The sequence below is a fragment of the Streptomyces sp. NPDC007929 genome (genome assembly GCF_042959065.1).
Taxonomy (GTDB): domain Bacteria; phylum Actinomycetota; class Actinomycetes; order Streptomycetales; family Streptomycetaceae; genus Streptomyces.
Genome location: NZ_JBIBKD010000001.1, coordinates 692,945 through 718,305 on the forward strand (window position 1 = coordinate 692,945; position 25,361 = coordinate 718,305).

At 72.1% G+C, this 25,361-nt stretch carries 27 protein-coding genes and 2 pseudogenes; 14 read left to right on the forward strand and 15 right to left on the reverse strand.

Annotation, left to right across the window (positions count from 1 at the left end; translation table 11 throughout):
* Positions 1 to 83 precede the first annotated feature (83 nt).
* Positions 84 to 569: a deaminase gene (locus tag ACFZDE_RS03115; RefSeq protein WP_391196887.1), complete on the reverse strand. Its 486-nt coding sequence runs from the start codon at positions 567 to 569 to the stop codon at positions 84 to 86.
* A 149-nt stretch (positions 570 to 718) separates the two neighbouring features.
* Between ACFZDE_RS03115 and ACFZDE_RS03120 the strand changes: the two genes are divergently transcribed.
* Complete coding sequence (locus ACFZDE_RS03120) at positions 719 to 1,504, forward strand: GNAT family N-acetyltransferase (protein WP_391196890.1); 786 nt, start codon at positions 719 to 721, stop codon at positions 1,502 to 1,504.
* A 108-nt stretch (positions 1,505 to 1,612) separates the two neighbouring features.
* On the opposite strand, the gene ACFZDE_RS03125 is transcribed toward ACFZDE_RS03120, so the two are convergent.
* On the reverse strand, positions 1,613 to 2,053 hold the full coding sequence (locus ACFZDE_RS03125) for an SPW repeat protein (protein WP_390990621.1): 441 nt from the start codon (positions 2,051 to 2,053) through the stop codon (positions 1,613 to 1,615).
* 230 nt (positions 2,054 to 2,283) lie between these two features.
* Between ACFZDE_RS03125 and ACFZDE_RS03130 the strand changes: the two genes are divergently transcribed.
* Positions 2,284 to 2,460 carry a hypothetical protein gene (locus tag ACFZDE_RS03130; RefSeq protein WP_390990618.1) on the forward strand — a complete coding sequence of 59 codons (177 nt, stop codon included), beginning with the start codon at positions 2,284 to 2,286 and terminating at the stop codon, positions 2,458 to 2,460.
* 277 nt (positions 2,461 to 2,737) lie between these two features.
* On the opposite strand, the gene ACFZDE_RS03135 is transcribed toward ACFZDE_RS03130, so the two are convergent.
* On the reverse strand, positions 2,738 to 3,796 hold the full coding sequence (locus ACFZDE_RS03135; RefSeq protein WP_391196892.1) for an acyl-CoA dehydrogenase family protein: 1,059 nt from the start codon (positions 3,794 to 3,796) through the stop codon (positions 2,738 to 2,740).
* 273 nt (positions 3,797 to 4,069) lie between these two features.
* On the opposite strand from ACFZDE_RS03135, the gene ACFZDE_RS03140 reads away from it, so the two are divergent.
* The 3 genes from ACFZDE_RS03140 (at position 4,070) to ACFZDE_RS03150 (ending at position 7,357) form a co-directional block, all read left to right on the forward strand.
* A complete protein-coding gene (locus ACFZDE_RS03140; protein WP_391196894.1) occupies positions 4,070 to 4,969 on the forward strand; it encodes a glycoside hydrolase family 19 protein in 900 nt (299 codons plus the stop codon).
* A gap of 75 nt (positions 4,970 to 5,044) precedes the next feature.
* Positions 5,045 to 6,406, forward strand: a complete 1,362-nt coding sequence (locus ACFZDE_RS03145) for a phospholipase (protein WP_391197449.1) — start codon at positions 5,045 to 5,047, stop codon at positions 6,404 to 6,406.
* Positions 6,407 to 6,448: 42 nt separating this feature from the next.
* Positions 6,449 to 7,357 carry an oxidoreductase gene (locus tag ACFZDE_RS03150; RefSeq protein WP_391196896.1) on the forward strand — a complete coding sequence of 303 codons (909 nt, stop codon included), beginning with the start codon at positions 6,449 to 6,451 and terminating at the stop codon, positions 7,355 to 7,357.
* 6 nt (positions 7,358 to 7,363) lie between these two features.
* Here ACFZDE_RS03150 and ACFZDE_RS03155 read toward each other — a convergent pair whose 3' ends face one another.
* Both ACFZDE_RS03155 and ACFZDE_RS03160 read right to left on the reverse strand, forming a co-directional pair.
* On the reverse strand, positions 7,364 to 7,822 hold the full coding sequence (locus tag ACFZDE_RS03155) for a pyridoxamine 5'-phosphate oxidase family protein (RefSeq protein WP_391196899.1): 459 nt from the start codon (positions 7,820 to 7,822) through the stop codon (positions 7,364 to 7,366).
* A gap of 62 nt (positions 7,823 to 7,884) precedes the next feature.
* Positions 7,885 to 8,277: a tautomerase family protein gene (locus ACFZDE_RS03160; RefSeq protein ID WP_391196901.1), complete on the reverse strand. Its 393-nt coding sequence runs from the start codon at positions 8,275 to 8,277 to the stop codon at positions 7,885 to 7,887.
* Positions 8,278 to 8,415: 138 nt separating this feature from the next.
* Here ACFZDE_RS03160 and ACFZDE_RS03165 point away from each other — a divergent pair, with 138 nt between their 5' ends.
* Positions 8,416 to 8,808: a VOC family protein gene (locus ACFZDE_RS03165; protein WP_391196903.1), complete on the forward strand. Its 393-nt coding sequence runs from the start codon at positions 8,416 to 8,418 to the stop codon at positions 8,806 to 8,808.
* A 46-nt stretch (positions 8,809 to 8,854) separates the two neighbouring features.
* Positions 8,855 to 9,934, forward strand: coding sequence for an adenosine deaminase (locus tag ACFZDE_RS03170; RefSeq protein ID WP_390990600.1), 1,080 nt, complete (start codon positions 8,855 to 8,857; stop codon positions 9,932 to 9,934).
* Here the strand turns inward: ACFZDE_RS03170 and ACFZDE_RS03175 are convergent.
* The 3 genes and pseudogenes from ACFZDE_RS03175 to ACFZDE_RS03185 form a co-directional block, all read right to left on the reverse strand.
* Positions 9,916 to 10,427, reverse strand: a pseudogene (locus ACFZDE_RS03175) (DUF664 domain-containing protein). The gene ACFZDE_RS03170 and the pseudogene ACFZDE_RS03175 overlap by 19 nt on opposite strands.
* Positions 10,428 to 10,454: 27 nt before the next feature.
* Positions 10,455 to 11,951 carry a carotenoid oxygenase family protein gene (locus ACFZDE_RS03180; RefSeq protein ID WP_391196906.1) on the reverse strand — a complete coding sequence of 499 codons (1,497 nt, stop codon included), beginning with the start codon at positions 11,949 to 11,951 and terminating at the stop codon, positions 10,455 to 10,457.
* Between the two features lie 67 nt (positions 11,952 to 12,018).
* Positions 12,019 to 12,936, reverse strand: coding sequence for a LysR substrate-binding domain-containing protein (locus ACFZDE_RS03185; protein ID WP_390990592.1), 918 nt, complete (start codon positions 12,934 to 12,936; stop codon positions 12,019 to 12,021).
* A gap of 117 nt (positions 12,937 to 13,053) precedes the next feature.
* On the opposite strand from ACFZDE_RS03185, the gene mgrA reads away from it, so the two are divergent.
* Complete coding sequence (gene mgrA, locus ACFZDE_RS03190) at positions 13,054 to 14,046, forward strand: L-glyceraldehyde 3-phosphate reductase (protein ID WP_391196908.1); 993 nt, start codon at positions 13,054 to 13,056, stop codon at positions 14,044 to 14,046.
* A 195-nt stretch (positions 14,047 to 14,241) separates the two neighbouring features.
* Here mgrA and ACFZDE_RS03195 read toward each other — a convergent pair whose 3' ends face one another.
* Together ACFZDE_RS03195 and ACFZDE_RS03200 are read right to left on the reverse strand one after the other, a co-directional pair.
* Positions 14,242 to 14,529: a DUF1905 domain-containing protein gene (locus ACFZDE_RS03195; RefSeq protein ID WP_390990587.1), complete on the reverse strand. Its 288-nt coding sequence runs from the start codon at positions 14,527 to 14,529 to the stop codon at positions 14,242 to 14,244.
* Between the two features lie 84 nt (positions 14,530 to 14,613).
* Positions 14,614 to 14,770 (reverse strand): annotated as a pseudogene (locus ACFZDE_RS03200) (nuclear transport factor 2 family protein); the annotation flags it as partial.
* A 251-nt stretch (positions 14,771 to 15,021) separates the two neighbouring features.
* Here ACFZDE_RS03200 and ACFZDE_RS03205 point away from each other — a divergent pair.
* The 4 genes from ACFZDE_RS03205 to ACFZDE_RS03220 all read left to right on the forward strand — a co-directional run bounded on the left by ACFZDE_RS03205 (position 15,022) and on the right by ACFZDE_RS03220 (position 19,876).
* Positions 15,022 to 15,432: a hypothetical protein gene (locus ACFZDE_RS03205; RefSeq protein ID WP_390990583.1), complete on the forward strand. Its 411-nt coding sequence runs from the start codon at positions 15,022 to 15,024 to the stop codon at positions 15,430 to 15,432.
* 98 nt (positions 15,433 to 15,530) lie between these two features.
* Positions 15,531 to 17,870, forward strand: a complete 2,340-nt coding sequence (locus ACFZDE_RS03210) for an FHA domain-containing protein (RefSeq protein ID WP_390990581.1) — start codon at positions 15,531 to 15,533, stop codon at positions 17,868 to 17,870.
* A gap of 9 nt (positions 17,871 to 17,879) precedes the next feature.
* Entirely contained in the window at positions 17,880 to 18,887 is a 1,008-nt protein-coding gene (locus ACFZDE_RS03215) for a hypothetical protein (protein WP_391196910.1), read from the forward strand.
* Positions 18,884 to 19,876, forward strand: a complete 993-nt coding sequence (locus tag ACFZDE_RS03220; protein WP_390990576.1) for a protein kinase — start codon at positions 18,884 to 18,886, stop codon at positions 19,874 to 19,876. Before ACFZDE_RS03215 ends, ACFZDE_RS03220 begins: the two co-directional genes overlap by 4 nt.
* A gap of 22 nt (positions 19,877 to 19,898) precedes the next feature.
* Here ACFZDE_RS03220 and ACFZDE_RS03225 read toward each other — a convergent pair whose 3' ends face one another.
* The gene (locus tag ACFZDE_RS03225) at positions 19,899 to 21,197 is read right to left on the reverse strand and encodes a streptophobe family protein (RefSeq protein ID WP_391196913.1); all 1,299 of its coding nucleotides are present in this window, start codon (positions 21,195 to 21,197) and stop codon (positions 19,899 to 19,901) included.
* A gap of 344 nt (positions 21,198 to 21,541) precedes the next feature.
* Here ACFZDE_RS03225 and ACFZDE_RS03230 point away from each other — a divergent pair, with 344 nt between their 5' ends.
* Positions 21,542 to 22,558 (forward strand): DUF6777 domain-containing protein, encoded by a 1,017-nt coding sequence (locus ACFZDE_RS03230; protein WP_391196916.1) that lies wholly within the window; start codon positions 21,542 to 21,544, stop codon positions 22,556 to 22,558.
* Positions 22,559 to 22,582: 24 nt separating this feature from the next.
* Here ACFZDE_RS03230 and ACFZDE_RS03235 read toward each other — a convergent pair whose 3' ends face one another.
* From ACFZDE_RS03235 to ACFZDE_RS03245, 3 genes are read right to left on the reverse strand one after another with little or no spacing between them, the layout of a single operon-like run.
* Entirely contained in the window at positions 22,583 to 22,999 is a 417-nt protein-coding gene (locus tag ACFZDE_RS03235) for a PRC-barrel domain-containing protein (protein ID WP_391196918.1), read from the reverse strand.
* The gene (locus tag ACFZDE_RS03240) at positions 22,996 to 23,580 is read right to left on the reverse strand and encodes a PRC-barrel domain-containing protein (protein ID WP_391196921.1); all 585 of its coding nucleotides are present in this window, start codon (positions 23,578 to 23,580) and stop codon (positions 22,996 to 22,998) included. Before ACFZDE_RS03240 ends, ACFZDE_RS03235 begins: the two co-directional genes overlap by 4 nt.
* Entirely contained in the window at positions 23,577 to 23,717 is a 141-nt protein-coding gene (locus tag ACFZDE_RS03245) for a hypothetical protein (RefSeq protein ID WP_221759815.1), read from the reverse strand. The genes ACFZDE_RS03240 and ACFZDE_RS03245 overlap by 4 nt, the downstream gene beginning before the upstream one ends.
* 188 nt (positions 23,718 to 23,905) lie before the next feature.
* Here ACFZDE_RS03245 and ACFZDE_RS03250 point away from each other — a divergent pair, with 188 nt between their 5' ends.
* A complete protein-coding gene (locus ACFZDE_RS03250) occupies positions 23,906 to 24,370 on the forward strand; it encodes an ATP-binding protein (RefSeq protein WP_390990564.1) in 465 nt (154 codons plus the stop codon).
* 70 nt (positions 24,371 to 24,440) lie between these two features.
* Here the strand turns inward: ACFZDE_RS03250 and ACFZDE_RS03255 are convergent, their stop codons facing one another.
* Positions 24,441 to 25,328, reverse strand: a complete 888-nt coding sequence (locus ACFZDE_RS03255) for a SigB/SigF/SigG family RNA polymerase sigma factor (RefSeq protein ID WP_391197451.1) — start codon at positions 25,326 to 25,328, stop codon at positions 24,441 to 24,443.
* Between the last annotated feature and the right edge of the window lie 33 nt (positions 25,329 to 25,361).

The window sequence follows — 25,361 nt, forward strand, 5'->3', positions numbered from 1 at the left end:
GGTTCGTCCGAGCGGCCCTGCATCTCGGGCGGCACCTCGGGCGCGTGCCCGCCGGGGCGTCCTCACCCCTCCAGGCCGGTGTCTCAGCCGCGACCCCGGTGGAACCTGGCGTGCAACTCCTTGATCCGCGCGGTCAGTTCGGGCACCGGGCCGTCCACGGTCACCCCGGGTGCGACCTCCTGTACGGGGAGTGCTCGCACCGGTGCGGCGGGGACTCCCAACTCCGACAGCCACGAGCCGAGTTGCTCGGACGAGGCGACGTAGACGATGCGCCCGAGACCGACCCAGGCATGCGCGGCCGCACACATCGGGCAGTGCTCGCCGGAGGTGTAGACGGTGGCGGCGGCCCTCTCCCCGGGCGTGAGGTGCGCCGCGGACCAGCGCGCCAGCTCGAACTCGGGATGCCGGGTGCGGTCGCCCGAGGCCACCCGGTTGTGGTCCTCGGCGAGGACGGTGCCGTCCCCGCCCACCAGGACCGACCCGAAGGGCTCGTCCCCGGACTCCAGGGCCTCGGCGGCCAGTTCCACGCAGCGCCGCAGATGCGGCAGTTCCGTGTCCTTCACGACCATGGGGGCGGCCTTTCCGGTGACGACGTGATCTACAGGACCCTACGGTGCCGGGGCACCGGGGGGAAAGGAACGAAGCCCCGGGTCGGGGTGCGCGGCGCCGGTTCGGAAAATCCTTTGCCGGGCCGCACGGCGGCTGCTGAGGTCTGTCCATGGATCATGCCGAGCTGCTCACCCTGATCGACCGCGAGCTGCGCGAGGGAGCGCGGCCGGACAGCCCCGACGCCCGCGTCGAGCGGACCGGCGACGTCGTCCGCCAGGTCGCCCCGGAGCCGGGCTGGAACGGCGTGCTGTGGTCCGCCCTGGACGAGGCGGGAGCGGACGCGGCGATCGCGGCGCAGATCGGGCACTACACCGGTCTCGGCCTCGACTTCGAGTGGAAGCTGTACGGGCACGACCGGCCGGCGGACCTCGGGCGGCGGCTGCGCGCGGCCGGGTTCACCCCCGCGCCCGAGGAGACGGTGATGATCGGCGAGGCGACCGGTCCGGCCCTCGACGCCGCACCGCCCGAGGGCGTGCGCGTCGTGCAGGTCACCGACCCGGCGGGCGTCGATCTCGTGGCCGACGTGCACGAGAAGGCGTTCGGCGCCGACAGCACCTGGCTGCGCCGGCGGCTCCTCGCCCGGCTGTCCGGCCCGGACGGCGTGGTCGCCGTCGTGGCGATGGCCGGTGACGAACCGGTGAGCGCGGCGCGCATGGAACTCGTGCCCGGCACCCCGTTCGCCGGGTTGTGGGGTGGCGGCACCGTCCCGGGCTGGCGTGGCCGCGGGGTCTACCGCACCCTGGTGGCCCACCGGGCCCGGGTCGCGGCGGCCCGCGGCTACCGCTACCTCCAGGTCGACGCCTCCAGCCGGAGCCGCCCGATCCTGGAACGGCTCGGATTCCTGCCGCTGACGACCACGACACCGTACGAGTACGCGGTCCGGCCGGGCCGGTGACCTCATGGACCGCGCGCGGTCGGCGGCCCCGCCACCGAGCCCTGTGCGGCCGACGGGAACGGGCCGGTCCGGGACACGGACCGGCCCGTTGTCTCCTTCAGGCGGGCGTTAGGGCCTGCGCGTGGCCTTCGCCGCGGTTCCGGCGCACACCAGCCCGAGGATCACGGCCAGTGCACCGATGATGATGTTGTTCCACACCACACCGGCGTCCGGGCTTTCGCCGACGACCCACGGCGAGATGATCATCCACACCCCGAGCGCGCACATGGCCCAGCTCAGGCCGTACATGCGCTCCGGAGCGCGAGTGAACCCGAGCGCCAGCAGACCGATCGCGATGCCCATGATCAGGTTGTGGGTCACGAGGTTCGGCTGGCTGGTCGTGTAGTGGACGATCCACGGGGAGGCGGCGCAGTACAGACCGAGCAGGAACACCGGTCCGTCCACGAGCGCCACATCGCGGCCGCCGAGCATGCGGGCGTACCGGTCCCGCATCTCGCCGGCGTCCGGGTGGCTGGTGATATCCCCTCTGGTGGGCGAGACGTTGGCCATGATTCGTCTCCTTCGTGGTGCAGGGCGACCGCTTCTGGTGAGGTATGCGGTAAACGCCGCGTAAAAGTCATTCTGCGCTTATCTTCCCTTTATGTGTAGAGGCCGGCGTCGGGTACCGGTATCTACCCGGCGGTACATGTCCAGGCGGATCCGGGGCATCCGCAGGGATACGACAGCGATCTATCGACGGCGCCCCGGCGGGCGGTGCGGGACAGGGGAGGGCAGCGGACATGACTGCGGCCATCAGTGCGAAGGTGTTGGAGCGGTTCCCGGCGGGGTCTCCGCGCGGATCGTGGCCCGCGGAGGAGTACGCGGCGCGCTGCCGTGCCGAGGGCGAACCGGCCACCGTCGTGATGGACCTGGAGTCCGACGCCTTCCTCGTGGTCGTCCCGGCGGACGGCGACTGAGGCGCTCGCGCTCACCGCGAGGAGATGCCCACCGCCGCGATCCATGGCATGACCACGCGACTGGACCTCACGCGGCGACGCCACGCTGCTTCGGTGTGAGCGGCGGCCGGCTGACGGCCACGGCCGCCGCAGACGTGTGGCCGGCGGACGGTTTCCGTGCACGCGTCCATGCCCCCGGCGGCCTTGGCGGCGGCCCCGGCGCACACGTCCGCGCGCACCCGAGATGCCGAAACCGCACTCGGCCCCGCCCGACCGCGCTCGCCTCCTCCAAGGACCCCTAAGCCGGTGCCAGCGCGCCGAGGTGTGTCCGGCGTGCCTCCGCCGTCTGGCCCTGTACGAGCAGGAACAGCCCCTCGCGGGCCAGCCGTTGGGCCCGGCTGTCGAGGGACATGGAGCGGCCGCCACCGGCCACGATCGCCGCGGTCGTGGCCGCGCGCAGGACGTCGTACGCCCGTGTCTTCACGGCGAGCCGTTCCGGGACGCGGTCCTGCGGCGCGGGATGGTCGGCCAGGGCGTAGGCCTCCTGCCGTACCTCGTCGAGCCGGGCCCGCAGTGACCGGGCCGTCTCCCCGCCCTCCGGGGCCTGCTCCACCAGGTCCAGCGCCGCGTCCGCCACCCCGAACACGGCCGGACTGGCGTTGGCGGCCCGGGGGAGGTCGACCCGGGCGAACTCCTCCCGGGAGGTGCGCAGTACGACGGACTCGTCCGGAAGCCACAGGCCGTCCAGCTCCAGGGACACGGTCCGCGCGGCGGTGAGGGCCGCGAGCCGCATCGGCGCCGACGGCGTCAGCCCCGGCTGTGCGCGGGCCTCGGCGAACACGAACACCACCTCGGCCGAGTCCGTCACCCCGGCCAGCAGTATCACGTCGTTCAGCCCCCAGCCCGTGTACCAGGGCACCCGGCCCTCGAAGCGCCAGCCGCCCTCCTCGGCGACGGCCCGCACGGGCACCCGGGGGAAGGCCCGGACATGGGCGAACGCGATGCCGGCCATCAACTCGCCCGTCGCCAGCGGGCGCAGCAGCCTCTCCCGGACGGGGGAGTCGCAGGTGCTGAGCAGCTTCACCGGGGTGTGGTGCTGTGTCTGCACGAACCATGTGGAGCAGCACGCCCCGGCCAGGACCTCCGCGGTCTCACGCGCCACGGCCACGGGCGCGTCCGCCCCGCCGTACTCCCGCGGCGCGACCACCCCCAGCAGTCCGGCCCGCTTCACCGCCTCCACATGGCTCGCGGGCACTCCCTCCTGGTCGACGCGCTCGGCCCGCGGGACGAGGAGTTCGTGCGCCAGCCGCCGGGCGGCGGTGACAAGGGGGTGAGGGGAGTGGGGTGTAGTGGTCATGGGAGGAATTCTCGTGGCCGAGCGGCGCGCGGTGCCGCTCCGGGGGCGTGTCGTGGCCGATCGGCAAGTCGTCGACCAGCACGGACACGACAGGTCTGGACCTGACTGGTCTACACCCTTGACTGGTACAGACCAACACGGTTGAGTGTGGCTCCACAGCCCCCCACCACGGCCGCCCCGACGCCGTGACCGGACCTCCGGTGCGTGCGTCGAGGGCCTGCTCCGCCCTGCCCTCGTCAGGGTGCGGCCGTGCTCCGCGAAGGAGTTGAACCCGTGTCGAGACGCCGTATCTCCGCAGCCCTGGCCGCCCTCGCCCTCGCCGGCTCCGCGCCGGTGCTGCTGCCCGCCGTGAACGCCTCGGCCGCCTCGGCCGCCGCCTGCTCCAGCTACCCGAACTGGACGGCCGGGAAGTCGTACAACGCCGGTGACATCGTCCGCTACACCGACGGCAAGGCGTACATCGCCGAGCACGCCAACCCGGGCTACGACCCGGTCATCAGCACCTGGTACTGGGAGCCGTACGCCTGCGACAGCGGTCCGGGAACGCCCAACGCCCGCTTCGTGGTGAGCGAGGCGCAGTTCAACCAGATGTTCCCGAACCGGAATGCGTTCTACAGCTACAGCGGTCTCACCGCGGCCCTGAGCGCCTATCCCGGCTTCGCCAACACCGGCAGCGACACGGTGAAGAAGCAGGAGGCCGCCGCCTTCCTCGCCAACGTCAGCCACGAGACCGGCGGTCTGGTGCACGTGGTGGAGCAGAACCAGGCCAACTACCCGCACTACTGCGACTGGGGACAGCCCTACGGATGTCCCGCCGGGCAGGCCGCCTACTACGGGCGCGGCCCGATCCAGCTGAGCTGGAACTTCAACTACAAGGCCGCGGGCGACGCGCTCGGCATCGACCTGCTGAACAACCCCTGGCTGGTGCAGAACGATTCGGCCGTCGCCTGGAAGACGGCCCTGTGGTACTGGAACACCCAGACCGGCCCCGGCAGCATGACCCCGCACAACGCCATGGTGAACGGCGCCGGGTTCGGCCAGACGATCCGCAGCATCAACGGCTCCCTGGAGTGCGACGGCAAGAACCCGGCACAGGTGCAGAGCCGTGTGAACAACTACCAGCGGTTCACGCAGATCCTCGGGACGTCACCCGGAGGCAACCTGTACTGCTGACGCGGCACCGTGCGGCGTGGTGTCATGCGGGGTGTCATGAACCTGACGGTCGACCGAAGGGCCTCCCTCATGCGACTGCGCACCCCCCACGCCCTGCTCGCCACGACCGCGGCACTGGCCGCCGCGGTCGTGGCCCCCCAGCCCGCGGCCGCCGCCGTCCCGGATCCGGGCGCGTACTACGTCCAGAGCGTCACGACCGGGCTCAACGCGGCCGACAACGGCGGCGCGGTCGAGCAGCACAGACCCCGCGGCAACGAGGACCGCCAGCAGTGGCAGCTGAAGCCGAGCGGATCCTCCTACCTGCTGGAGAACACCGTCGCGCCCGGCAGCTGTCTCGGCCGCAGCGGCGACCTGGCCGCGACCGTCGCCTGCGCGAGCGCCGACGCCGGGTGGGAGATCGACCCGATCGGCGCCGACCGCTACACGCTCAAGGCTCCGGGAACCACCCGCCACCTCACGGTCGCGCCCAAGCCGCCCGGCGCCACCTACCCGGCCCGGCTCGCCCTCGGCGGGTCCGGCGACCTCGCCGCCTGGTACCTCACCCCGGTCACTCCCGCCACCCGTCCCATGCCGCCGCAGGACCGGCGCACCCTGGACCAGGTCACCTTCCTCACCACGCACAACGCCTACGCCAACGGCGTCGACGGCGGCTTCGCCCCGCCCTTCGTCAACCTCGTGCCCAACCAGACCCGCGGCATCGAACGCCAACTCGCCGACGGCGTCCGTGGATTCATGCTGGACATCCACCAGACCCCCGACGGCGCCATCCTCTGCCACAACAGCTGCACCCTCGTCAGCAGGCCCGTCGCCCTGTGGGTCGACCTCCAGCGCATGGTCGACTTCCTCAAAGCCCACCCCGACCAGGTCGTCACCGTCTTCCTGGAGGACTACGTCGACCCGGCCGTGCTGCGCGCCGAACTCGCCCGGGTCAACGGCCTGTCGGACGTGCTCTACCGGCCCGATCTCACCGGCGTACGGCAGAACGGCTGGCCGACGATGGCCGAGCTGGCCGCCGCGAACGACCGGCTGCTGATCTTCACCGACCACAGCCGCGCCGCCGACCGGGCCGCGGGCCTGACCCGGGACAGCTTCGGGGTCATGTACCAGTCCGAGTGGACCGTCGAGAACTACTGGTCGATGGGCTCGGGTCTCGGCACCTCCGACTGGTCCTGCTACAGCCGCTGGTACGGACCCGACACCAACATCCCTCTGACCCGCACTGAACCGGGCTTCCGCCCGCTGTTCGTCATGAACCACTTCCGGGACGTCCCGTTCACCGGCACGGCCGGCACCGACAACACCAAACTCGCCGACCGGGCGCAGCGGTTCTGCCAGCCGGCCGCCCGCAAGAAGCCCACCTTCCTCGCCGTCGACCACTACGACCGCGGCAACCCGGCCTCCGCCGTCACCGCCCTCAACGCGTACACGTATCCGTAAACCGGTTACACCGGCCCGCGTTCCGTGTGTGACACTCCGCCGATGAGCTCACAGACGGTCACCGCGGACGCCGCCGGCACCTGGAGACTCGGCGACCTGCCCGTCCACCGCCTCGGCTTCGGCGCGATGCGGCTGACGGGCAGCGCCGCCTTCCACCACGGCATACCGAGCGACCGCGACCGGTCGATCGCCGTGCTGCGCAGGGCGATCGACCTCGGCGTCAACCACATCGACACCGCCGCCTTCTACTTCTCCGCGCTGCGCTCCGCCAACGAACTGATCAACAGCGCCCTCGCGCCCTACCCCGAGGAACTGGTCATCGTCACCAAGGTGGGCCCGTACCGCGCCTACGACGGCCAGTGGGGCGCCTCGGCCCGACCCGAGGACCTGCGCGGCCACGTCGAGGAGAACCTGCGCCAGCTCGGCCGCGACCACCTGGACGTCGTCAACCTGCGCCGGATGCCGAAGTACGACTCCATCGCCGAGCACTTCGGCGCCCTCGCGGAGCTGCGTGAGGCGGGCCTGATCCACCACCTCGGCATCTCCAACGTCACAACCCGCCACCTCGCCGAGGCCCGGGCCATCGCCCCAGTGGTCTGTGTCCAGAACCGGTATGCCCTCGACCGCCCCGATCCCGACGGCGACGAACTGCTCCGCGTCTGCGGTGAGCAGGGCATCGCCTTCGTGCCGTTCTACGCCGTCGCGGGCGAGGCCGCCGAGCAGGGCGCGACCACGGCCCACGACGAGGACGTACGAGCCGTGGCCCGGGCCCATGGCGCGAGCCCCGCCCAGATCCGCATCGCCTGGACCCTGCACCAGGGCTCCCACGTCCTCGCCATTCCCGGCACCGGCAACCCCGACCACCTCGCGGAGAACGTGGCGGCGGGCGCGATCCGCCTCACGCACGAGGAGCTGAACCGTCTCGGCCGGGCGCACCACAAGGCCTGCTGACGGGCGTCACACGGCCCAGACACCCTCCCGCATGAGATGCCTGCGAGGCAGTTCCCGCACTTCGCACCACGCCTGCACCGAGCGCGGCCGCACCTCGAAGAACGCGTAGGACTCGTGCTCCCCGCGCGGATCCCAGCCGGTCTTCGCATGGAACGCCTCGGCCGCCGCCGACGGCACCTCCCGCATCGTGTGGGTCCGCACCTCACCGTCGACGAGCACGACGTCCCGGGTGTCCCCCAGGGCCAGCCGGGTGCGGCGGCCGTCGCGCAGATTGCGGCCCGTCGGGTTGGTCAGCCGGGTGCACAGCCACACGGCCTCGTCGTGCCACACGAACCACAGCGGCACCAGACACGGCACTCCCTCGGCATCCGCCGTCGCGACCCAGATGTCGATCTCCCGCTCCATCCGGCCCAACAGGTCCGCCTTGCGCTGCTCCGGGGTCCGCGGCGGATCAGTGATCTTCATGGAGGGGACGCTAGCGGCCGGAGGGGACGGCGCGCCTCCGGCCGCAGCCCTAAGCCCGGGGCCTAGGACCCCTGGGCGAGGTACTGCGCCACGCCTTCTCCGAGCGACCAGTCCGCCGCCCCGTTCTCCGTCAGGACGACGAACACGTTCCGCGGCTCCGTGCCCGCGTACGTGTGGGCCAGCTCGGCGATCCTTCGGTGGAGGGCCTGCTTCTGCGCGGGCGTGCGGCCGGACCGCAAGGTGATCGCGACGTACGCGATGCCGTCGTCGCGGTGCACGCCGAGGTAGTCGTCGTGACGCAGGGTGCCGCTCGTGCCGTCGTGGTCCGTCAGCACCTGGAACCGGTCGTCGGACGGGATGCCGATGGTCTCCGTCAGGGCGTCGTGCACGGCCCGGCCGAGTGCGGCGAGGCGCTCGGGACCGGCCCGGAGCGTGTCGATGCGGACGAGGGGCATGGGACCTCCGGTAGTCGTTGATCGCGAGTGTACATACTAGTAGTTACAGTCGCGGACCCGGGAGTCGGTCAAGTAGTTGGCATCCTCGGAGTTTTACGTATAACCTCTCCGGTCAACCGCCCGCTCCGAGAGGCTTCGATGCGACGTATCGCCCTGGTCACCCTCGTCGTCGACGACTACGACGAGGCGATCCGCTTCTACACCGGCGCTCTCGGGTTCCGGCTCGCCGAGGACGCGCCCCGGCCCGATGGATCCCGCTGGGTCGTCGTCGAACCCGGCGCCCCGGGAACCGGCACCGGCCTGCTGCTGGCCCGGGCCAAGGGGGAGGCTCAGACCGCCCGGGTCGGGGACCAGACGGGCGGGCGCGTCGGCTTCTTCCTGCATACCGACGACTTCGCCCGCGACCACGCCCGGATGACCGCCGCGGGCGTGACCTTCCTGGAGGACCCGCGGCACGAGCCGTACGGCACCGTCGCCGTCTTCCAGGACCTGTACGGCAACCGCTGGGATCTGCTCCAGCCCGCCGGCTGATCCCTTCCCAACCGCTACGAACGACCCGCCCGAGGAAAGACCCGCCATGACTGCTACGCGCGTAGACGCCGACCTGATCCGCCGCCTCCCCAAGGCCGTGCTGCACGACCACCTCGACGGCGGCCTGCGCCCCGCCACCGTGGTGGAGCTGGCCGAGGCGGTCGGCCACACCCTGCCCACCACCGACCCCGACGAACTGGCCGCCTGGTACTACGAGGCCGCCAACTCCGGTGACCTGGTGCGCTACATAGCCACCTTCGAGCACACCCTCGCCGTGATGCAGACCCGCGAGGGCCTGCTGCGCACGGCCGAGGAGTACGTGCTCGACCTGGCCGCCGACGGCGTCGTCTACGGCGAGGTCCGCTACGCCCCCGAGCTGAACACCAACGGTGAGCTGACCATGGCCGAGGTCGTGGAGACCGTCCAGGAGGGCCTCGCGGCGGGCATGGCGAAGGCCGCCGCCGCGGGCACGCCCGTGCGGGTCGGCACCCTGCTGTGCGGGATGCGGATGTTCGACCGGGTGCGCGAGGCGGCGGACCTGGCCGTGGCGTTCCGCGACGCCGGTGTCGTCGGCTTCGACATCGCCGGCGCCGAGGACGGCTTCCCGCCCGCCGACCACCTCGCGGCCTTCGAGCACCTGCGCCGCGAGAACGTGCCCTTCACCATCCACGCCGGAGAGGCGCACGGCCTGCCCAGCATCCACCAGGCCCTCCAGGTGTGCGGCGCCCAGCGCATCGGGCACGGCGTGCGGATCACCGACGACATTCCGGACCTCGCGGCGGGCAAGCTCGGCCGCCTCGCGGGCTGGGTGCGCGACCGGCGCATCGCGCTGGAGATGTGCCCGACGTCCAACCTCCAGACGGGCGCCGCCACCTCCATCGCCGAGCACCCGATCACCGCGCTGAAGGACCTCGGCTTCCGCGTCACCCTCAACACCGACAACCGGCTGGTCTCGGGCACGACCATGACCCGTGAGATGGCCCTGCTGGTCGAGCAGGCCGGCTGGAGCGTCGAGGACCTGCGCACGGTCACGGTCAACGCCCTCAAGAGCGCGTTCATCCCGTTCGACGAGCGCAACGCCCTCATCCGTGACGTGGTGCTGCCCGGTTACGCCGCCGCGCTCTGAAGCAGCCCCCGCAGGTAGGCGGCCTGTCCGACGTGCTGGAGATCGTCGGACAGGACGCTGACCAGCCGGACACCCAGGGTGACCGGCGGGTCCCAGCGCTCGTCGACGACCCGTTCCAGGTCCTTGGCGGCCAGACCCCGCAAGGCGTCCAGGCTCTGCTCGTGCGCCGCGTCGTAGTAGCCGGTCAGCAGCTCGCCCGAGTAGACCCGGACCCGGGCGACCTTGGCGGGGCTGTGGCCGTAACCCGTGTCGCGGCGCGGCAGGTCGAGTCCGAAGCGCTTCTCCCAGTCCTGGGACAGCCACACCTGTTCCAGGCCGAAGGCGTCGGCCATGTGGTCGTCCTGGACGCGGGTGAGGTGCCAGACCAGCCAGGCGATCGAGTTGGTGTCGGGGGAGGGGCGGTCAGTCCCTCCGGTCCCAGACCCTCGACCGCGGCGTGGACTTCTTCGCGGATGCGGCTGAAGCCGTCGATGAGGATGTCCTTCGCATGCATGAGTCCACCATCGCGCACCGCCGAGGATCACGCGTCGGGAACCCAGCTCCCGTGGAAGCCCAGCGGCACCCGGCCCGGGAGGTGGATCCGGGCCACCGGCTCCCCGGTGAAGTCCTGGGCCGCGAGGATCACCAGGTCCGACGCCCCGCGGTCGGGGTCGTGCACATACGCGATCGCATAACCGTCGTCCTCCTCCGCCCGCCCGTCGCAGGGGTCGGACGGCACGAACACGGCCTCGCTCGCCGCCGCGTCGGCGGGCAGCCGGTGCACCTGTGAGGTCCCGCGCAGCAGGTCGTGTTTGATGAGCGCGTTGGCGAAGGCCCTGTCGGGTGGCGTGCCGTCGACCGCCTGGTAGGCGAGCGACATCTCCGCGGCCGCGGCCGAGTAGCCGTACCGGTGTCTGCGGGACACCAGCGCCTCGTTGACCCGGGGGAACTCCTGGGGGCGGTCGTCGAGGGTCCTGGTCCGCACCCGCCCCTGCCTCAGGTCGATCGTCCAGCGGTCGAGCCGGGGGGTGCCCGCCCCGTAAGGGCCGCCCGAGCCGTTGCCGGCGACGAGGAACGGCGCGTCGAAGTTCGTCATGTCGACAACGATCCGGTGCCCCTCCTCGTACGCGTTGAGGGTGTGCGAGTAGTAGACCGGGTCGACGTCGAACCAGCGGGCCGCGCCGCCTTTGCGGGGCATCACACCGACCCGTGCCGGATGCCGGTCGTTCCAGACGTACGGCACGAGGTCACCGCGCTCGGCGCCGGCCGGGTCGAAGGTGACCGGCATGTCGAGGATGATCACATGGTGCTCGGTGAGCGCGAAGTCGTGGATCATCGGCGCGTCCGCCACCGGGACCCTCGTGCTCCGCACCACCTTGCCCGCCGGGCCGACGACCAGGTGCCGGACGTGGTCCCAGGTCGGGTAGTAGGCGATCGCGTGCAGCTCCCCGGCCCGGACGTCGAACTTGGTGTGCGCGGTGAGCGGCCCCTGGAGCGTGCCCCGGAAGTCGTAGGTGCCGACGGTGTTCAGCTCGTCGTCGAGTTCGTACGGCAGCGGCCCGCTCTCCTGGAGCGCGAGGATCCGCCCCCGATGCGGGATCACATGGGTGTTGCACGGGAAGTCGTCCGGCGGCACGGGACCCGGGTAGGGCTCGCCCAGCTTCCTCGCCACCTGCGAGGAGCGCACCCAGCGGTTGCGGTACCACTCGGCCCGGCCCTCGCGCAGCCGCACCCCGTGCACCATGCCGTCGCCGAGCATCCAGTGGTGGGCACGGGGGTCCTCCAGACCCAGGACGTTGGGGCCGGTGCGCAGGTAGCGGCCGTTCAGCTCCCGCGGAACGCGGCCGGTGACCGGCAGGTCGAAGGCCGTCAGCTCCTCGGTGACCGGCTCGAACGCGCCCTCCAGGAAGGGAAAGCGGCGGGGTGCCGTGGGCGCCGACAGGGCCGGAGCGGCTCCGGCGCCGGTGCCGACGAGAGCGCCGGCCGCCGTGACCGCGGCCGCGCCGCGCAGCACGCTCCGCCGTGTGGGATCCGTCATCGGTCCTGCTCCTGACCGTCGTCGCCTTCGGGAACGGTCACGAGTCTGCTGTGCGGAACGGATCGGGTCAGGAGGGGTGGACACCCTCCTGGGGTGGTGCCAGACCCCCTGTTTCCAGCAGGCCCATCAGCGCCCGGGCCGCCGGACTGGTCGCCTGCTCGGGCGGCAGCAGCGCCACCGTCTCGTACACCGCGTCCCCGGCGCCCTTCACCGGTAGGGCGGTCAGGGAGGCGCGCTTGTGCCGGAAGTGCCGCGGCACGACGGCGATGCCGAGATCCTCGTCGACGAGGTCGAGGAGACTGTGCACGTCGTTGACCTCCAGGGCGACGCTCCGACGTACACCCGCCGCCGCGAAGGCCGCGTCGGTGGTGCGCCGCGGCCCCCAGTCCGGATGGAAGTCGACGAAGACCTCACCGCCGAGATCCTCCGGCGTCACCGCCGCCCCGGCCGCCGCGAGCCGGTGACTGGGATGGCACAGCACGGTCATCGGCTCACTCGTCAGCGGCACCGCCCGCAGCTGGTCGGTGTCCTCCTGCGCGGTGCGCACGGCGAACGCCAGGTCCAGACGGCCGGCCGCGACCTCCTCCGCCAGGGCCCCCGACCCCGCCTGGCGCAGACAGATCTCCACGTCCGGGTGGCTCCGCCGGAACGCCGCCAGCAGGCCCGCCACATGCACCCCGGCGATGCACTGCTCCGACCCGAGCGCCAGCATCCCGCGCAGCACGCCCTGCACCGCGGCCACCGCCTCGTGGGCCGAGCGGACCTGCGCCAGGATCCGCTCCGCCTCGCCGAGCAGCGCCCGCCCGGCCGGGGTGAGCGTCACCCGGCGGGTGGTGCGCACGAACAGCGGCGTCTGCAGCTCCCGCTCCAGTGCCCGGATGGACGCGGACAGGCCCGACTGGGAGACCAGGAGGCGTTCCGCCGCCCGGGTGAAGTGCTGGTCCTCGGCGACCGCGACGAAGTGCTGCAGATGGCGCAGTTCCATGACTGAGAAGCGTAGCCGCTGAATTCCATCGGATTCTTCTGTTGGACGCATGGGTGCAGGTCACGCCAGAGTGGACAGCGGTTTCATCCCGACCGTGCCAACCCCTCTGGAGTCGCGTTGTACACCGCACACCCCGACCGCTACGCGGACATGCCCTACCGGCGCACCGGACGCAGCGGTCTGAAGCTCCCCGCGCTCTCGCTCGGCCTGTGGCACAACTTCGGCCCGGACCGGTCCGTCGAGACCCAGCGCGCCATCCTGCGCCGCGCCTTCGACCTCGGTGTCACCCACTTCGACCTCGCCAACAACTACGGCCCGCCGCCCGGCGCCGCCGAGTCCGCGCTCGGCGAGTTCCTGAAGGCGGACTTCGCGCCGTACCGCGACGAGCTGGTGATCTCCACCAAGGCCGGCTACCTGATGTGGCCCGGCCCGTACGGCGAGTGGGGCTCGCGCAAGTACGTGCTGTCCTCGCTGGACCAGAGCCTGAAGCGGATGGGCCTGGACTACGTCGACATCTTCTACTCGCACCGCCCCGACCCGGACACCCCGCTCGAGGAGACCATGGGCGCCCTGCACTCGGCGGTGCAGCAGGGCAAGGCGCTCTACGTCGGCGTCTCCAACTACTCCGCGGAGCAGACCCGCGAGGCCGCCCGCATCCTGGGCGAACTGGGCACCCCGCTCCTCATCCACCAGCCGCGCTACTCGATGCTGGACCGCCGCCCCGAGGACGAGGGCCTGCTCGACGCCCTCGACGAGCTCCAGGTCGGCTCCATCGTCTTCTCCCCGCTGGAGCAGGGCGTGCTCTCCGCCCGCTACCTCGACGGCATCCCCGAGGGCTCCCGGGCCGCGAGCGACAGCCCCTTCCTGAACTCCGACGCGCTCACCGAGGACCTGGTGGGCCGGCTGCGCGACCTGAACGACATCGCGAAGTCCCGCGGGCAGACCCTGGCGCAGATGGCCCTGGCCTGGGTGCTGCGCGGTGGCCGGGTCACCTCGGCGCTGGTCGGCGCGAGCAGCGCGCGACAGATCGAGGACAGCGTCGGCGCCATCCGCAACCTGGACTTCGACGCGGACGAGCTGGCCCGCATCGACGCCCTCGTCAAGCGGTAGCGGGTCCGCGAGGCCCGGGCGCCACCCGGGCCTCGCGGCCACTTCGCGGCCACTTCGCGGCCACTTCGCGGCCACTTCGCGGCCACTTCGCGGCCACTTCGCGGCCACTGGGGGGAGCGGCGTAGGAGCCGGTCCCGTCGCGGCCGTGAGCGGACCGGCGTAGCAGCCGATCCCCTCGCGGCCGTGAGCGGCCGCCTAGGAGCCGATCCGCTCCTCCAGGCGTACCGTCACGGTGTCGCCCTCCTGCTTGCCGATGGCCTTGCGGATGTCCTTCTTCACCGGCAGCTTGTGCGTGCCGTCCCCCAGCGCCATGAAGGAGCTGCGGAACGGATGGCCGTCGATCGTCCCGCGGACCTTGACCAGGCCACGAGTGCCGAAGAACTCGACGGACCGGGGCCAGACCAGATAGGTCCAGCCGCCCTCGGCGGGGCTCGTGCGCAGGACGGCGGTGAACTCCGCGTCCAGTTCTTCCATGACGGCCATGGCGTCCTCCGGTGCTCGGCGGTCTCTTTCCCATGCAGACCGCCGGACGCCGGAGAACTCATCGCGGCGCCGCCTCACGCCCCGCTTGATCCGGTCCTGGCCGTCCAGGGTGATCACATCCGACCCCGCGACCGGCGCCGAACCGTCGGCGGTGCTCACCAGCTCCCAGGAGAAGCGGCGATGTCGTGATGCCCGTCGAGGCGCCGGTGAGCCGGAACGCGAACCCGGGGAACTGCTCCCGGGGCCGCCGGACGGTCGATTACCTCCGACGTCATGGGCGGTCGGCGGCTCTCGCCGGGTTTCGGCCAACTCGCGGTGTGAATATGCCAGGAGAGTGGCCGGAAAGTCGTGGTGACAGTGATTCAGTAGTGAACATACTGACCTGCGAGAGCGCTTTTCACATCGAGCGACGGCGCCCTCACGCACAGCACGCGAGCCGCAGCAGGGGCGACGCCAGGCCGGCAGACGGGCAGGGCAACGGGGGAGGGTCTCGTGCACGACGAGTTTCTGTGCCACGTCACGGCGTACGGAGTCTGCGACGGCCGCCGCATCGGAGTGCCCCTGGGAACCTACCGGGCCCCCACCCTCGCCCTCGCCCTGTGGTGGCTGCGCGACCGTGCCTCCTGGATCGCCCAGCGTCTCGACCCGCAGCCCGACGCCGAGCACTTACCGCCGGGCGCGCTCGTGCCGGTCGTCGACACCGTGCCCGACGTGCCCGGGCTGCTGCGCGCCTGGTGCGCCGACCCCGCCCAGCAGGAGCGGATCGCCGAGGAGTTGGCGGCCGGGCGGCTGGTGCGCATCGCCACCAGTGACGACACCACCGAGTACGAACTGCTCGCCGAGTCCGTGGACGCCCTGCGGATGCAGCGAGCCGCCCCCTTCGTCGGGATCACCGTCGGCTGACCTGCCGTCCGTCGCCCCGCTGACCTGCTGTTACGCCCACCGGTCGGGCGCCCCGCTCGCCCAGGCGCACAACAGGGCAAATCGGTAGAATCTTGCCCATGGCGCAACCCTCGGTAGCACCAGAGCTCGTGCTCGAGACAGAGACGGGCACCACCGTGATGATTCCGGGCCGCGACTACCACGTGGGGCGCGACCCGATGTGCGACATCGTCATCGACGACGACCGGGTCTCCTGGCACCACGCGGTGCTCAAACCCGAGGACGGCCACTGGACCATCGAGGACGAGGACAGCACCAACGGCACCTACGCCGACGGTCGCCGCATCCACGAACGGGACGTCGGACCCGGCAGCGTCATCCGCTTCGGCAACCCGGCCGACGGGCCGCGCATGACCCTCACGGGCCGCCCCGCACCCCGTGCCCGCACCCCCGAACGACCCTCCGCCGTCTCCATGCCGGCCCACACCGGCACCTACCGGCAGCCCACCACCGTACGGCCGCTGCCCTCCCGCACCGTCCGCATCGGCCGCGCCACCGACAACGACCTGGTCATCGACGACCTGGTGGTCTCCCGGCGGCACGCCGAACTGCGCGCCCGGGACGACGGGACCTACGAGATCGTCGACCTGGGCAGCCACAACGGCACCTACCTCAACGGCAGCCCCGTCACCAGCGCCCCGGTAGGCCAGGGCGACATCGTCGGCATCGGCCACTCGGCGTTCTGCCTCGTCGGTGACCAGCTCCAGGAGTACGTCGACACCGGTGAGGTCTCCCTGGACGTACAGGACCTCGCCGTCGCCGTCGACCGCGGCCGCAAGACGCTCCTCGACCATGTGTCGTTCCCGGTGGGGGAGAAGTGCCTGCTCGCCGTCGTCGGGCCGAGCGGCGCCGGCAAGTCCACGCTCCTCAACGCCCTCACCGGACAGCGGCCCGCGGGGCACGGCACCGTCCTCTACGACGGCCGCGACCTCTACCGCGACTACGCGGAGCTGCGCCAGCGCATCGGACTGGTCCCGCAGGACGACATCCTGCACGCGCAGCTGACCGTCCGCAAAGCCCTCTCCTACGCCGCCGAACTGCGCTTCCCGCAGGACACCGCCAAGGCCGAGCGGCGCGCCCGGGTCGACGAGGTCATCCGCGAACTGGGCCTGGAACAGCGCGCCGACCAGCCCGTGCACAGCCTGTCCGGCGGTCAGCGCAAGCGCGTCAGCGTGGCCCTGGAACTGCTGACGAAACCGTCACTGCTGTTCCTCGACGAGCCGACCTCCGGCCTCGACCCCGGCATGGACCGCTCGGTGATGCACATGCTGCGCGGCCTCGCCGACGACGGCCGGACCGTCATCGTCGTCACCCACAGCGTGCTCAGCCTCGACGTGTGCGACCGGCTCCTCGTGCTCGCGCCCGGCGGGAAGATCGCCTACTACGGGCCGCCCGAGGACGCCCTGCCGTACTTCGGCTTCGAGGAGTGGCCGGAGGCCTTCGAGGCCTTCGACCGGGACACCGACCGGGACTGGGCTGGGGAGTACCTCTCCTCGCCCTTCCACGGCCGGTACGTGACCGACGCCAGCGCGCAGCCCCGGCAGCCCCGGTCCGAGCCCGTCGTCATCGCCGCTCCGCCCCGGCCGCGCAGCCGGGCTGCCCAACTCGGCACGCTGGTCCGCCGGTACGCGGCCGCGCTCAGCGCCGACCGCACCTTCCTGATCATCATGATCGCCCTGCCGTTCGTGATGGGCGCGATGGCCCGCGCCCTGGCGGGCGGCAAACTGACCCTCGACACGGCGATGAACGCGCTGCTCATCCTGTGCGTCGGCGCGGTGCTCACCGGGGCCGCCAACGCCGTCCGTGAACTCGTCAAGGAACGCGTGATCTACCAGCGGGAACGGGCGGTGGGCCTGTCCAGATCGGCGTACCTGATGTCCAAGGTCATCGTCCTGGGCGTCATCACCGTGCTCCAGGCGGTGGTGCTGACCCTGGTCGCCCTGTTCGGCGTGGACCTCAACGCACCGGGCGGCGAAGGCGTGCTGATGCCACCGCTGGTGGAGATCACGGTCGCCGTCGCCCTGCTCGCGTTCACGGCGATGATGCTCGGCCTGCTCGTCTCGGCGCTGGTGCGCAAGGAAGAGGTGACGATGCCGCTGCTCGTGCTCATCGCCATCGTCCAAGTCGTGTTCTGCGGGGCCCTGCTGAAGCTGGCCGACACACCCGGACTGGAGCAGCTGGGCTGGCTGGTGCCGGCGCGCTGGGCACTGGCCGGGATGGCCGGCACGGTCGGACTGGGCCGGATCGTGCCCGACGACCTGACCAAGGACCCGCTGTTCGAGCACTCGGCGGGGACCTGGCTGCTGGACATGGGGATGCTGGTCGTGCTGTCGGTGCTCTTCGGGTTCCTGGTCTCCCGCATGCTGCGGCGGCACGAACCGGCCGTCATGCGGAAGTAGGGAGCGCCGATGACGACCCCCGGCTTCCGGCCCACGCACGTCGTCCCGCAGCACGGGATGCCCGCCTGGGAGGCCCCCGACCCGGCCCGGCCCACGGTGGACCTCGACCCCCTGCTGCCGGTGCAGCTCCTGGAGCGGCAGGGCGACTGGGGGCACGTGCTGTGCTTCAACGGCTGGTCGGCCTGGGTCGACGGCCGCCGGCTGGTCGCCGTACCGCAGGATCCGCCCGCCGCGGACGGGCCCCTCACCCGCGCCGCCGATCCGCGGCCGCTGCTGGGCCGGGCGCAGGAGGCCCTGGCGCGCTACCGCTCCGCGATGGAGGACCTCGCGGGTGGCCTCGACCGTGAGTCGTTCCGCAGCCGCACCCACGGCACGCGGATCGGCGTGGTCGTCGACGGCGAGTCCGTCTGGCTCTACGACGCCGCCCACGAGCACTGGGTCTACTCCGACGGCAGCCGGATGACCACGTACGCGACGGACGAGACACCGGCCGCGGAGGCGCGGTCCCGCCCGGCCGACCCCGCCGCGCACCCACCCACCCGCGTGGTGCCCCCCGAGGGCCCGGCCGACCCGCCCCCGTCCGCCCGGAGCGCACCGGCGGGACCGACGCGGGTGGTGCCACCGGAGGCGCCCGAACCGGAGGACGATGCGCTCGCGGCCCCGGAGCCGACCCGGGTGGTGACTCCGGAGCCGACCCGGGTGGTGACTCCGGACGGCCCTGATCCTGAACAGGCAGCACCTCCCGAGGCTCCCGAGCCCACGCGGGTGGTGGGGCCCGACGGGCCTGAGCCCGTCACGCCCGAGGCTCCCGAGCCCACTCGCGTCGTGTCCCCCGACGCCCCGGAGGCGACGAGGGTCGTGTCGCCCGAGGCTCCCGAGCCCACGCGGGTGGTCGCGCCCGATGGCCCGGAGCCCACGCGGGTGGTCGCGCCCGACGCGCCCGAGCCCACACGCGCGGTGGGGCCCGATGCGCCCGAGCGCACCCGTGTCGTTCCGCCCGAGGGTGACGGACGTTGAACCGGGAGACGAGTCTGTTCTCCGGGCGGCCCTCCGAGCTGGTGGGGCAGCAGATCGCCGGGTACCGGATCGAGCAGGAGATCGGGCGTGGCGGCATGGCCGTCGTCTACCGGGCCCGGGACCTGCGCCTGGAACGCACCGTCGCCCTGAAGCTGCTCGCCCCCGAACTCGCCCGCAACGACACCTTCCGCCGTCGCTTCACCCACGAGTCACGGGCCGCCGCGGCGATCGACCACCCCCACATCGTGCCGGTGTTCGAGGCCGGGGAGACGGACGGCGTGCTGTACATCGCGATGCGGTACGTCGCCGGCAGCGACCTGCGGCACGTCCTGGACCGCGAGGGCCCGATGCCGCCCGTCACCGCGCTGCGGGTCGCCGCCCAGGTCGCCTCCGCGCTCGACGCGGCCCACGACCACGGACTGGTCCATCGGGACGTCAAGCCCGGCAACATCCTGGTCTCCCGCGGCACCGACAGCGACCACCCCGAGCACGTCTACCTCACCGACTTCGGCCTGACGAAGAAGTCGCTGTCCCTCACCGGCTTCACCACGGTCGGTCAGTTCGTCGGCACGCTGGACTACGTCGCCCCCGAGCAGATCTCCGGCAAGCCGGTCGACGCCCGCTGCGACGTGTACGGGTTCGCCTGCGTCGTCTTCGAGACCCTGGCCGGCCACCCGCCGTTCGTCCGCGACGACGACATGGCCCTGCTCTGGGCCCACCAGTACGACGAGGCACCGCCGCTGACCGGGGAGCGGCCCGACCTCGACCCGCGGGTCGACCCCGTCTTCGCCCAGGCCCTCGCCAAGAGCCCCGACGACCGGTACCCGTCCTGCCTCGCCTTCGTCGCCGCCCTGCGCGCCGCGACGACCGGCGGGGCCGAGGGCACGAGGAAGCCCACGCGGGTCGACCGGCCCCTGGGGGGCACGGGGGAGGAGCGGCCCAAGCCGCCGCCGCGCTGGGCCGAACCGGTCTTCGTGCGGCGGACGTAGCGTGGCGGCCCCGGAACGGGCGTCAGTTCTCCCCGTCGGCGCGCACCTCACCGCGCCGCCGTACGTGCCGCGCCAGCAGCGCCCCGGCGAACCCGGTCACCAGCCCCCAGGGAACGGCCAGACCGACGGCGCCCCACAGCTTCGGCCTGAGGAACAGCTTGCCCGCGAGGCCACCGCCCAGATCGCCGATGCCCAGCACGGACAGGCCGTAGTGCGCGGAGATGCGGCCGACGAGGCAGATCATGAACACCGTGAGCACGAGGGCGACCGCCATGTGCACCGCGTGCTGCCAGGCCCGCACCCGGGCCGGTGTCCGGGCCGCCATCACGAACGCGGCGGCCAGCAGCAGCACGACGTCGACGACCAGCAGCCACCACACCCGGCCGTCCTGCTCGGCGAGGGTCCGCAGATTGACCTCGGAGATGTCCGGGGTACGCAGCACCTCGTCGAGAACATGCGGCATGGGCAGCCCGAACGGCCCCTCCACCCGCCCGTTCCAGGTGGCGCCGAGCCCGATCGTCAGCGCCATCCACACCAGGTTCGGCAGGCCGAGCAGGATCACCGCGAACGTCTCCCGCGCGTGTCCCTCGGTCGCCGCGACGATCAGGGCGACGACCACGCCGATGGCGACGCAGGCCAGCAGCAGCGCGACCATCGCGTACGCGGCCGGCCGCACCGACGCCTGGAAGCGCAGCAGCCCCGCGGGCAGCGGAGCACCGCGCGACACCAGCAGCGCCAGCACCAGCACACCGGCCAGCCACACCAGGCCGACGAACACGGACAGCGGGACGTCGGTGGTGAAACCGACCTTCGGCGAGGCGCCGAACAGGTCGCCGAGCTCACCGAGCGTGTCGTCCCCGAGGGAGATCTCGAAGGTGTGACGGGCCGCGAGCGTCAGACCGATCAGCGCGAGCAGCCACAGCGCCGCCACTCGCCCGGCCCAGCCGGCCAGCTCCGTCGCACCGGCCACCGCGCGGTGCCGCAGCGGACGCAGGAACCCCCAGGCGATCACCAGCGCCCCGGTGAGCGTGACCGACAAGGGGATCACCGTCAGACCCGCACGCGTCTCGGCGAGGTCACCGGCGCCCCCGGCGAGTTTCACCGTGCCGCCGACCGCGGTGACCATCGTGGCCGCGACGACGGAGGGGAACGAACCGTCCGGAAGGTCCGACGCCCCGGCCGCCCACAGACCCAGGGCGGACACCACCGCCATGGCGAGCAGCCCGCCGAGCACCGTGACGAGGGCATGCGCCCAGCCGTGGCGGGCGACGGCCCGCTCGCCGGAGGTGCGTGCCTGGCCGGAGGGGGTGCGCGAACTCACGGTGTCACGCTAAGCAGCCCCTGGGGCGGGCGCCCGCCGGAGAGGTCCGTCCGCGTCGGCTTGCGGGGCGCACGGGACCGGGGCACACAATGAACTCGTAGTGGAAAAAGCGGCATACACCGGTATGAATCACCCAGGCTGTGTGAAGGCCGCAGAGAACCCACGCGGGAGAAGAGCTCGTGAGCGTCGATCCACCGTCGTCCGGCCGCCCCACAGGACCTCCCTCGGGCCCGCTGTCGGGCCCGTCCCAGCCTCCCTCGGGCGGCGGCCCGCCCTCCGAACCGCCGAGCGGCGGGGGCGGGGGCGGAAAGGAGCCTGAGCCCCGCCGGCCGTGGTGGGGGTCCGTGCCCCGTGTCGCGATCATGGCCACCGCCGTGGTGGCCGCCGTGGTCCTGGCCGTGGTGCTGTCCCGGCCCGACAACGGCGGCACCGGCGCGTCCGACGCCGGCACCAGCACGTCCAGCGGCGAGATCTTCCTCCAGCCCGCCGCCGACACCGGACCGGACGAGTTCACCGAGTCGACGGCCCGGGAGGACAGCTCCGCCTCCCCGGTCACGCCCTCGGGGGACACCGAATCGGCCCCGCAGAACGCCGTGCGGGGGGTGAACGGCGACGCGCCCGGCCTGTACGGCGGCACCCGCAACGTCGCCAGCTGCGACGTGGAGAAGCAGATCAAGTACTTCGAGGACGCCCCGGACAAAGAGCGCGCGTTCGCCTCGGTCGTCCGCGTCCAGCCGAACGAGGTCCCGGCCTACCTGCGCTCGCTGACGCCCGTGCAACTGCGCATGGACACCCGCGTCACCAACCACGGGTACAAGAACGGCGCCGCCACCAGCTACCAGGCAGTCCTGCAGGCCGGTACGGCCGTCCTGGTCGACGACCGGGGCGTGCCCCGGGTGCGCTGCGCGTGCGGCAACCCGCTGTCCCCGCCGGTAGCCCAGCAGAGCGCGCCGAAGACGACCGGCGACCCGTGGCCGGGGTACAAGTCGTCGAACGTCGTCATGGTGACGCCCGCTCCGCGGCCGGTCGACGAGTTCGTGATGTGCGAACCCGACGGCGAGTGGTTCAAGCGCGAGGCGGGGGACACCGGCGACAAGGACAAGAAGACCAAGAAGCCCGACAAGCCCTCCCCCTCGGCGAGCGTCACCACCCCCACGAAGCCGAACGACCCGACGTCGTCGCAACCGCCCACGAGCGAACCGCCGACCTCGGACTCGGACACCTCGGGGCCGACGACGGACGAGCCGCCGTCGTCCGACACCCAGCAGCCGCCGCCCGACAACAACACCGGAGGTGACACCGGCGGCGACTCCGGGGGTGACACCGGCGGCGGCACCACCGAACAGCCGCCGGCCTCCTGACCCGGCGGACCGGCGCGACGAGGCTCAGGCGGCCCGGACCACCAAGGCGTAGTCGCCGAGCCCGAGCAGCCGGTCGGCCGGCAGGTCACCGTGGGCGGTGACGACCGCCTCGACCCGGCCCGTGCCCGGCTCGAACGCGACGTCCCGGACGATGCCGAGCGTGTCGCCCGTCTCGGTGAGGATCCTGAGGCCCGGCAACTCGTGGTGCGGTGGCACCTCGGCCGGTTCGGCGGTCGTGCGGACCAGCACCGCGTCCGGGCCGAGGGCGTGCAGGGCGCCCCAGGCCAGCACGGTCTCCTTGCGGGAGTGGCGGCCCCGTATCCGGACGTGGGTGATCACACCGGACACCGCGTCCACCGTCAGCGACCTCACCGCGCCGACCTCCTCCGCCTCGGTCAGCGTCAGCACCGGCAGACCCCGCGCCTCGGAGAACAGCATCACGACGCCGTCCCCTCCCGCCCGGCCCGGAAGGCGTCGACCCGGGCGACGAATGCGGGCAGGTCGTCGGCGACGAAGCTGGTGGCGTCCGCCGGGATGACCAGGGCGCGGCCGGAGACGGCGAGCGTCTCGCCGCGCGGCACGTACACCCGGTGCCTGCGGCGTCTGGAACCCTGCACCAGCGCCTTGCCCGCGGCGATCCGGAAGCCCACGACCCGGCCGCTGGTACCGCTCTCGACGATCACGTCGAGCACCGTGCCGACCTCGGCGCCCTCGTCGGTGAGCACCGTGGCGTGCAGCACCCGCCCCTGCTGTGCCTCACGCCGTGCCACCACCACCGAGGTGTCCTCCAGCGCGCGGGCGTCCCGGACCATGACCGCGTACGGGCCCAGGGCATGCACCCCCGACCAGGGCAGACTCTGTTTCAGCGGGCCGGACAGCAGACCCCGGCCGCTGAGCGTGAAGCCGGTGATCCGCCCGGCGGCGGAGTCGAAGACGGTGTCCTTGATCTGGGCGACGGCATCACCGCCCAGGGTGACCACCGGCAGCGTCGTCAGACTGCGTGCGGCCAGCAACTCGTTCATCGCAGGCCCTTTCCGCCAGGGCGGCGCCGGACCGCGATGACGGTCCCCGACCGCCGGCCCGCCTGCACGGCGAGCGTCACCGCCACGACGGCGGCGAGCGCCGCGATCACCACGACCAGCCATGTCCACCAGGCCACCGCTCACCTCCGGTGATCCGGCCCGGCCGCCCTCGGCCGGCCCTGATGGCTTCCGGGTGCCCCGCCCGAGGGTGGACAATGCCCGCGGCATCGCATGGGAGAGAATCTGTCAGGACTGTGCAGCCGGGCCCGGGGTACGAGCACTGGTGCAGAGCGTCCGGCCAGTCCGGCTTCCCAGAGAGAAGAAGATGATCGACCACCTGGACGGGGCAGTGATAACGACTGGTTTCGACGTGCCCGTGGAACCGCTGCGGCGGGCGGCCCACTACACGGGCGAGCAGGGCTGCATCGCCGAGGCGCGGTCCTTCGCCGCGCTCTTTCTCGACCAGCTCAGGACCGAGTGGTGCGCCCGGATCGACGAGCGGGTCGACGGCGCCGTGCTGCTGGTGGTCAGCGAGCTGATCACCAACGCCGACCGGCACAGCAACGGGCCGTACATCCTGGAGCTGGTCGGCACCGACGCCGCGGTGACGGTGTCGGTCTACGACAGCAGCTCCGCACTGCCCCGCATCTTCCCGCGCGACCCCGAGCGCATCGGCCGCCACGGCCTGGAGATCGTCCACGCGCTCGCCGAGCAGGTCAGCGTGGAACGGGTGCCGGTGGGCAAGCGCGTACGCGCCGTACTGCCGCTCTCCGGCACGAACCAGGGCTGACCCACCCTCGCGCGCCCCGGGTGCCGCCCCGCTCCCGGGGGAGGACGGCACCCACCGCCCGGCGAGGGTGTCAGGCGCAGCCCATCTCGCCCAGCATGCCCTCGCGCAGGCGCGTGATGATCCGCTTGATCAGGCGGGAGACGTGCATCTGTGAGCAGCCGAGCCGCTCGCCGATCTCCGCCTGGGTGGCCTCTTCGACGAACCGCATGTGGATGATCTGCCGGTCGCGCTCGCTCAGCTCCGCCATGAGGGGCGCCAGCGAGTGGAAGTCCTCGACGAGCCGCAGCCCGTCCTCCTCCACGCCGATGAAGTCGGCCAGAACCGCCTCGCCGCCCTCCGGGCCGTCGCCGGTGAGCGCGGCGTCCAGCGACGACGAGTTGTACCCGTTCGCCGCGATCTGCCCCTCCACGACCTCGCGCTCGGAGATGTTCATCAGGGTCGCGAGCTCCGCGACCGTCGGCTCGCGATCCAGTCGGCTGGCGAGCTCCTCGCGGGCCTTGGCCAGCTCCACGCGCAGCTCCTGGAGGCGTCGCGGCACATGCACAGCCCACGTGGTGTCCCGGAAGAACCGCTTGATCTCGCCGACGATGTACGGCAGCGCGAACGACGTGAACTCGACCTCGCGGGACAGCTCGAACCGGTCGATGGCCTTGATCAGGCCGATCATGCCGGTCTGGACGATGTCCTCCATGTCGTCGCCGCGGCCCCGGAACCGGCCCGCCGCGAACCGCACGAGCGACATGTTCATCTCGATCAGGGTGTTGCGCGCGTACTGGTACTCGTGCGTTCCCTCTTCGAGCTCCGTCAGGCGCTGGAAGAACTGGCGGGACAGCTGCCTCGCGTCCCGCGGGGCCACGGACCTCGGGTCCACGACGCCCGGCAGTGCTCCGTCACCCGCGTCGGCGTCGGTGTTTCCCTCGACGACCTGTGCCTTCGACCGGATCACGGCGGTCTCCATTACCTCTCCCACGAACGTCACGGCGGACAGCTG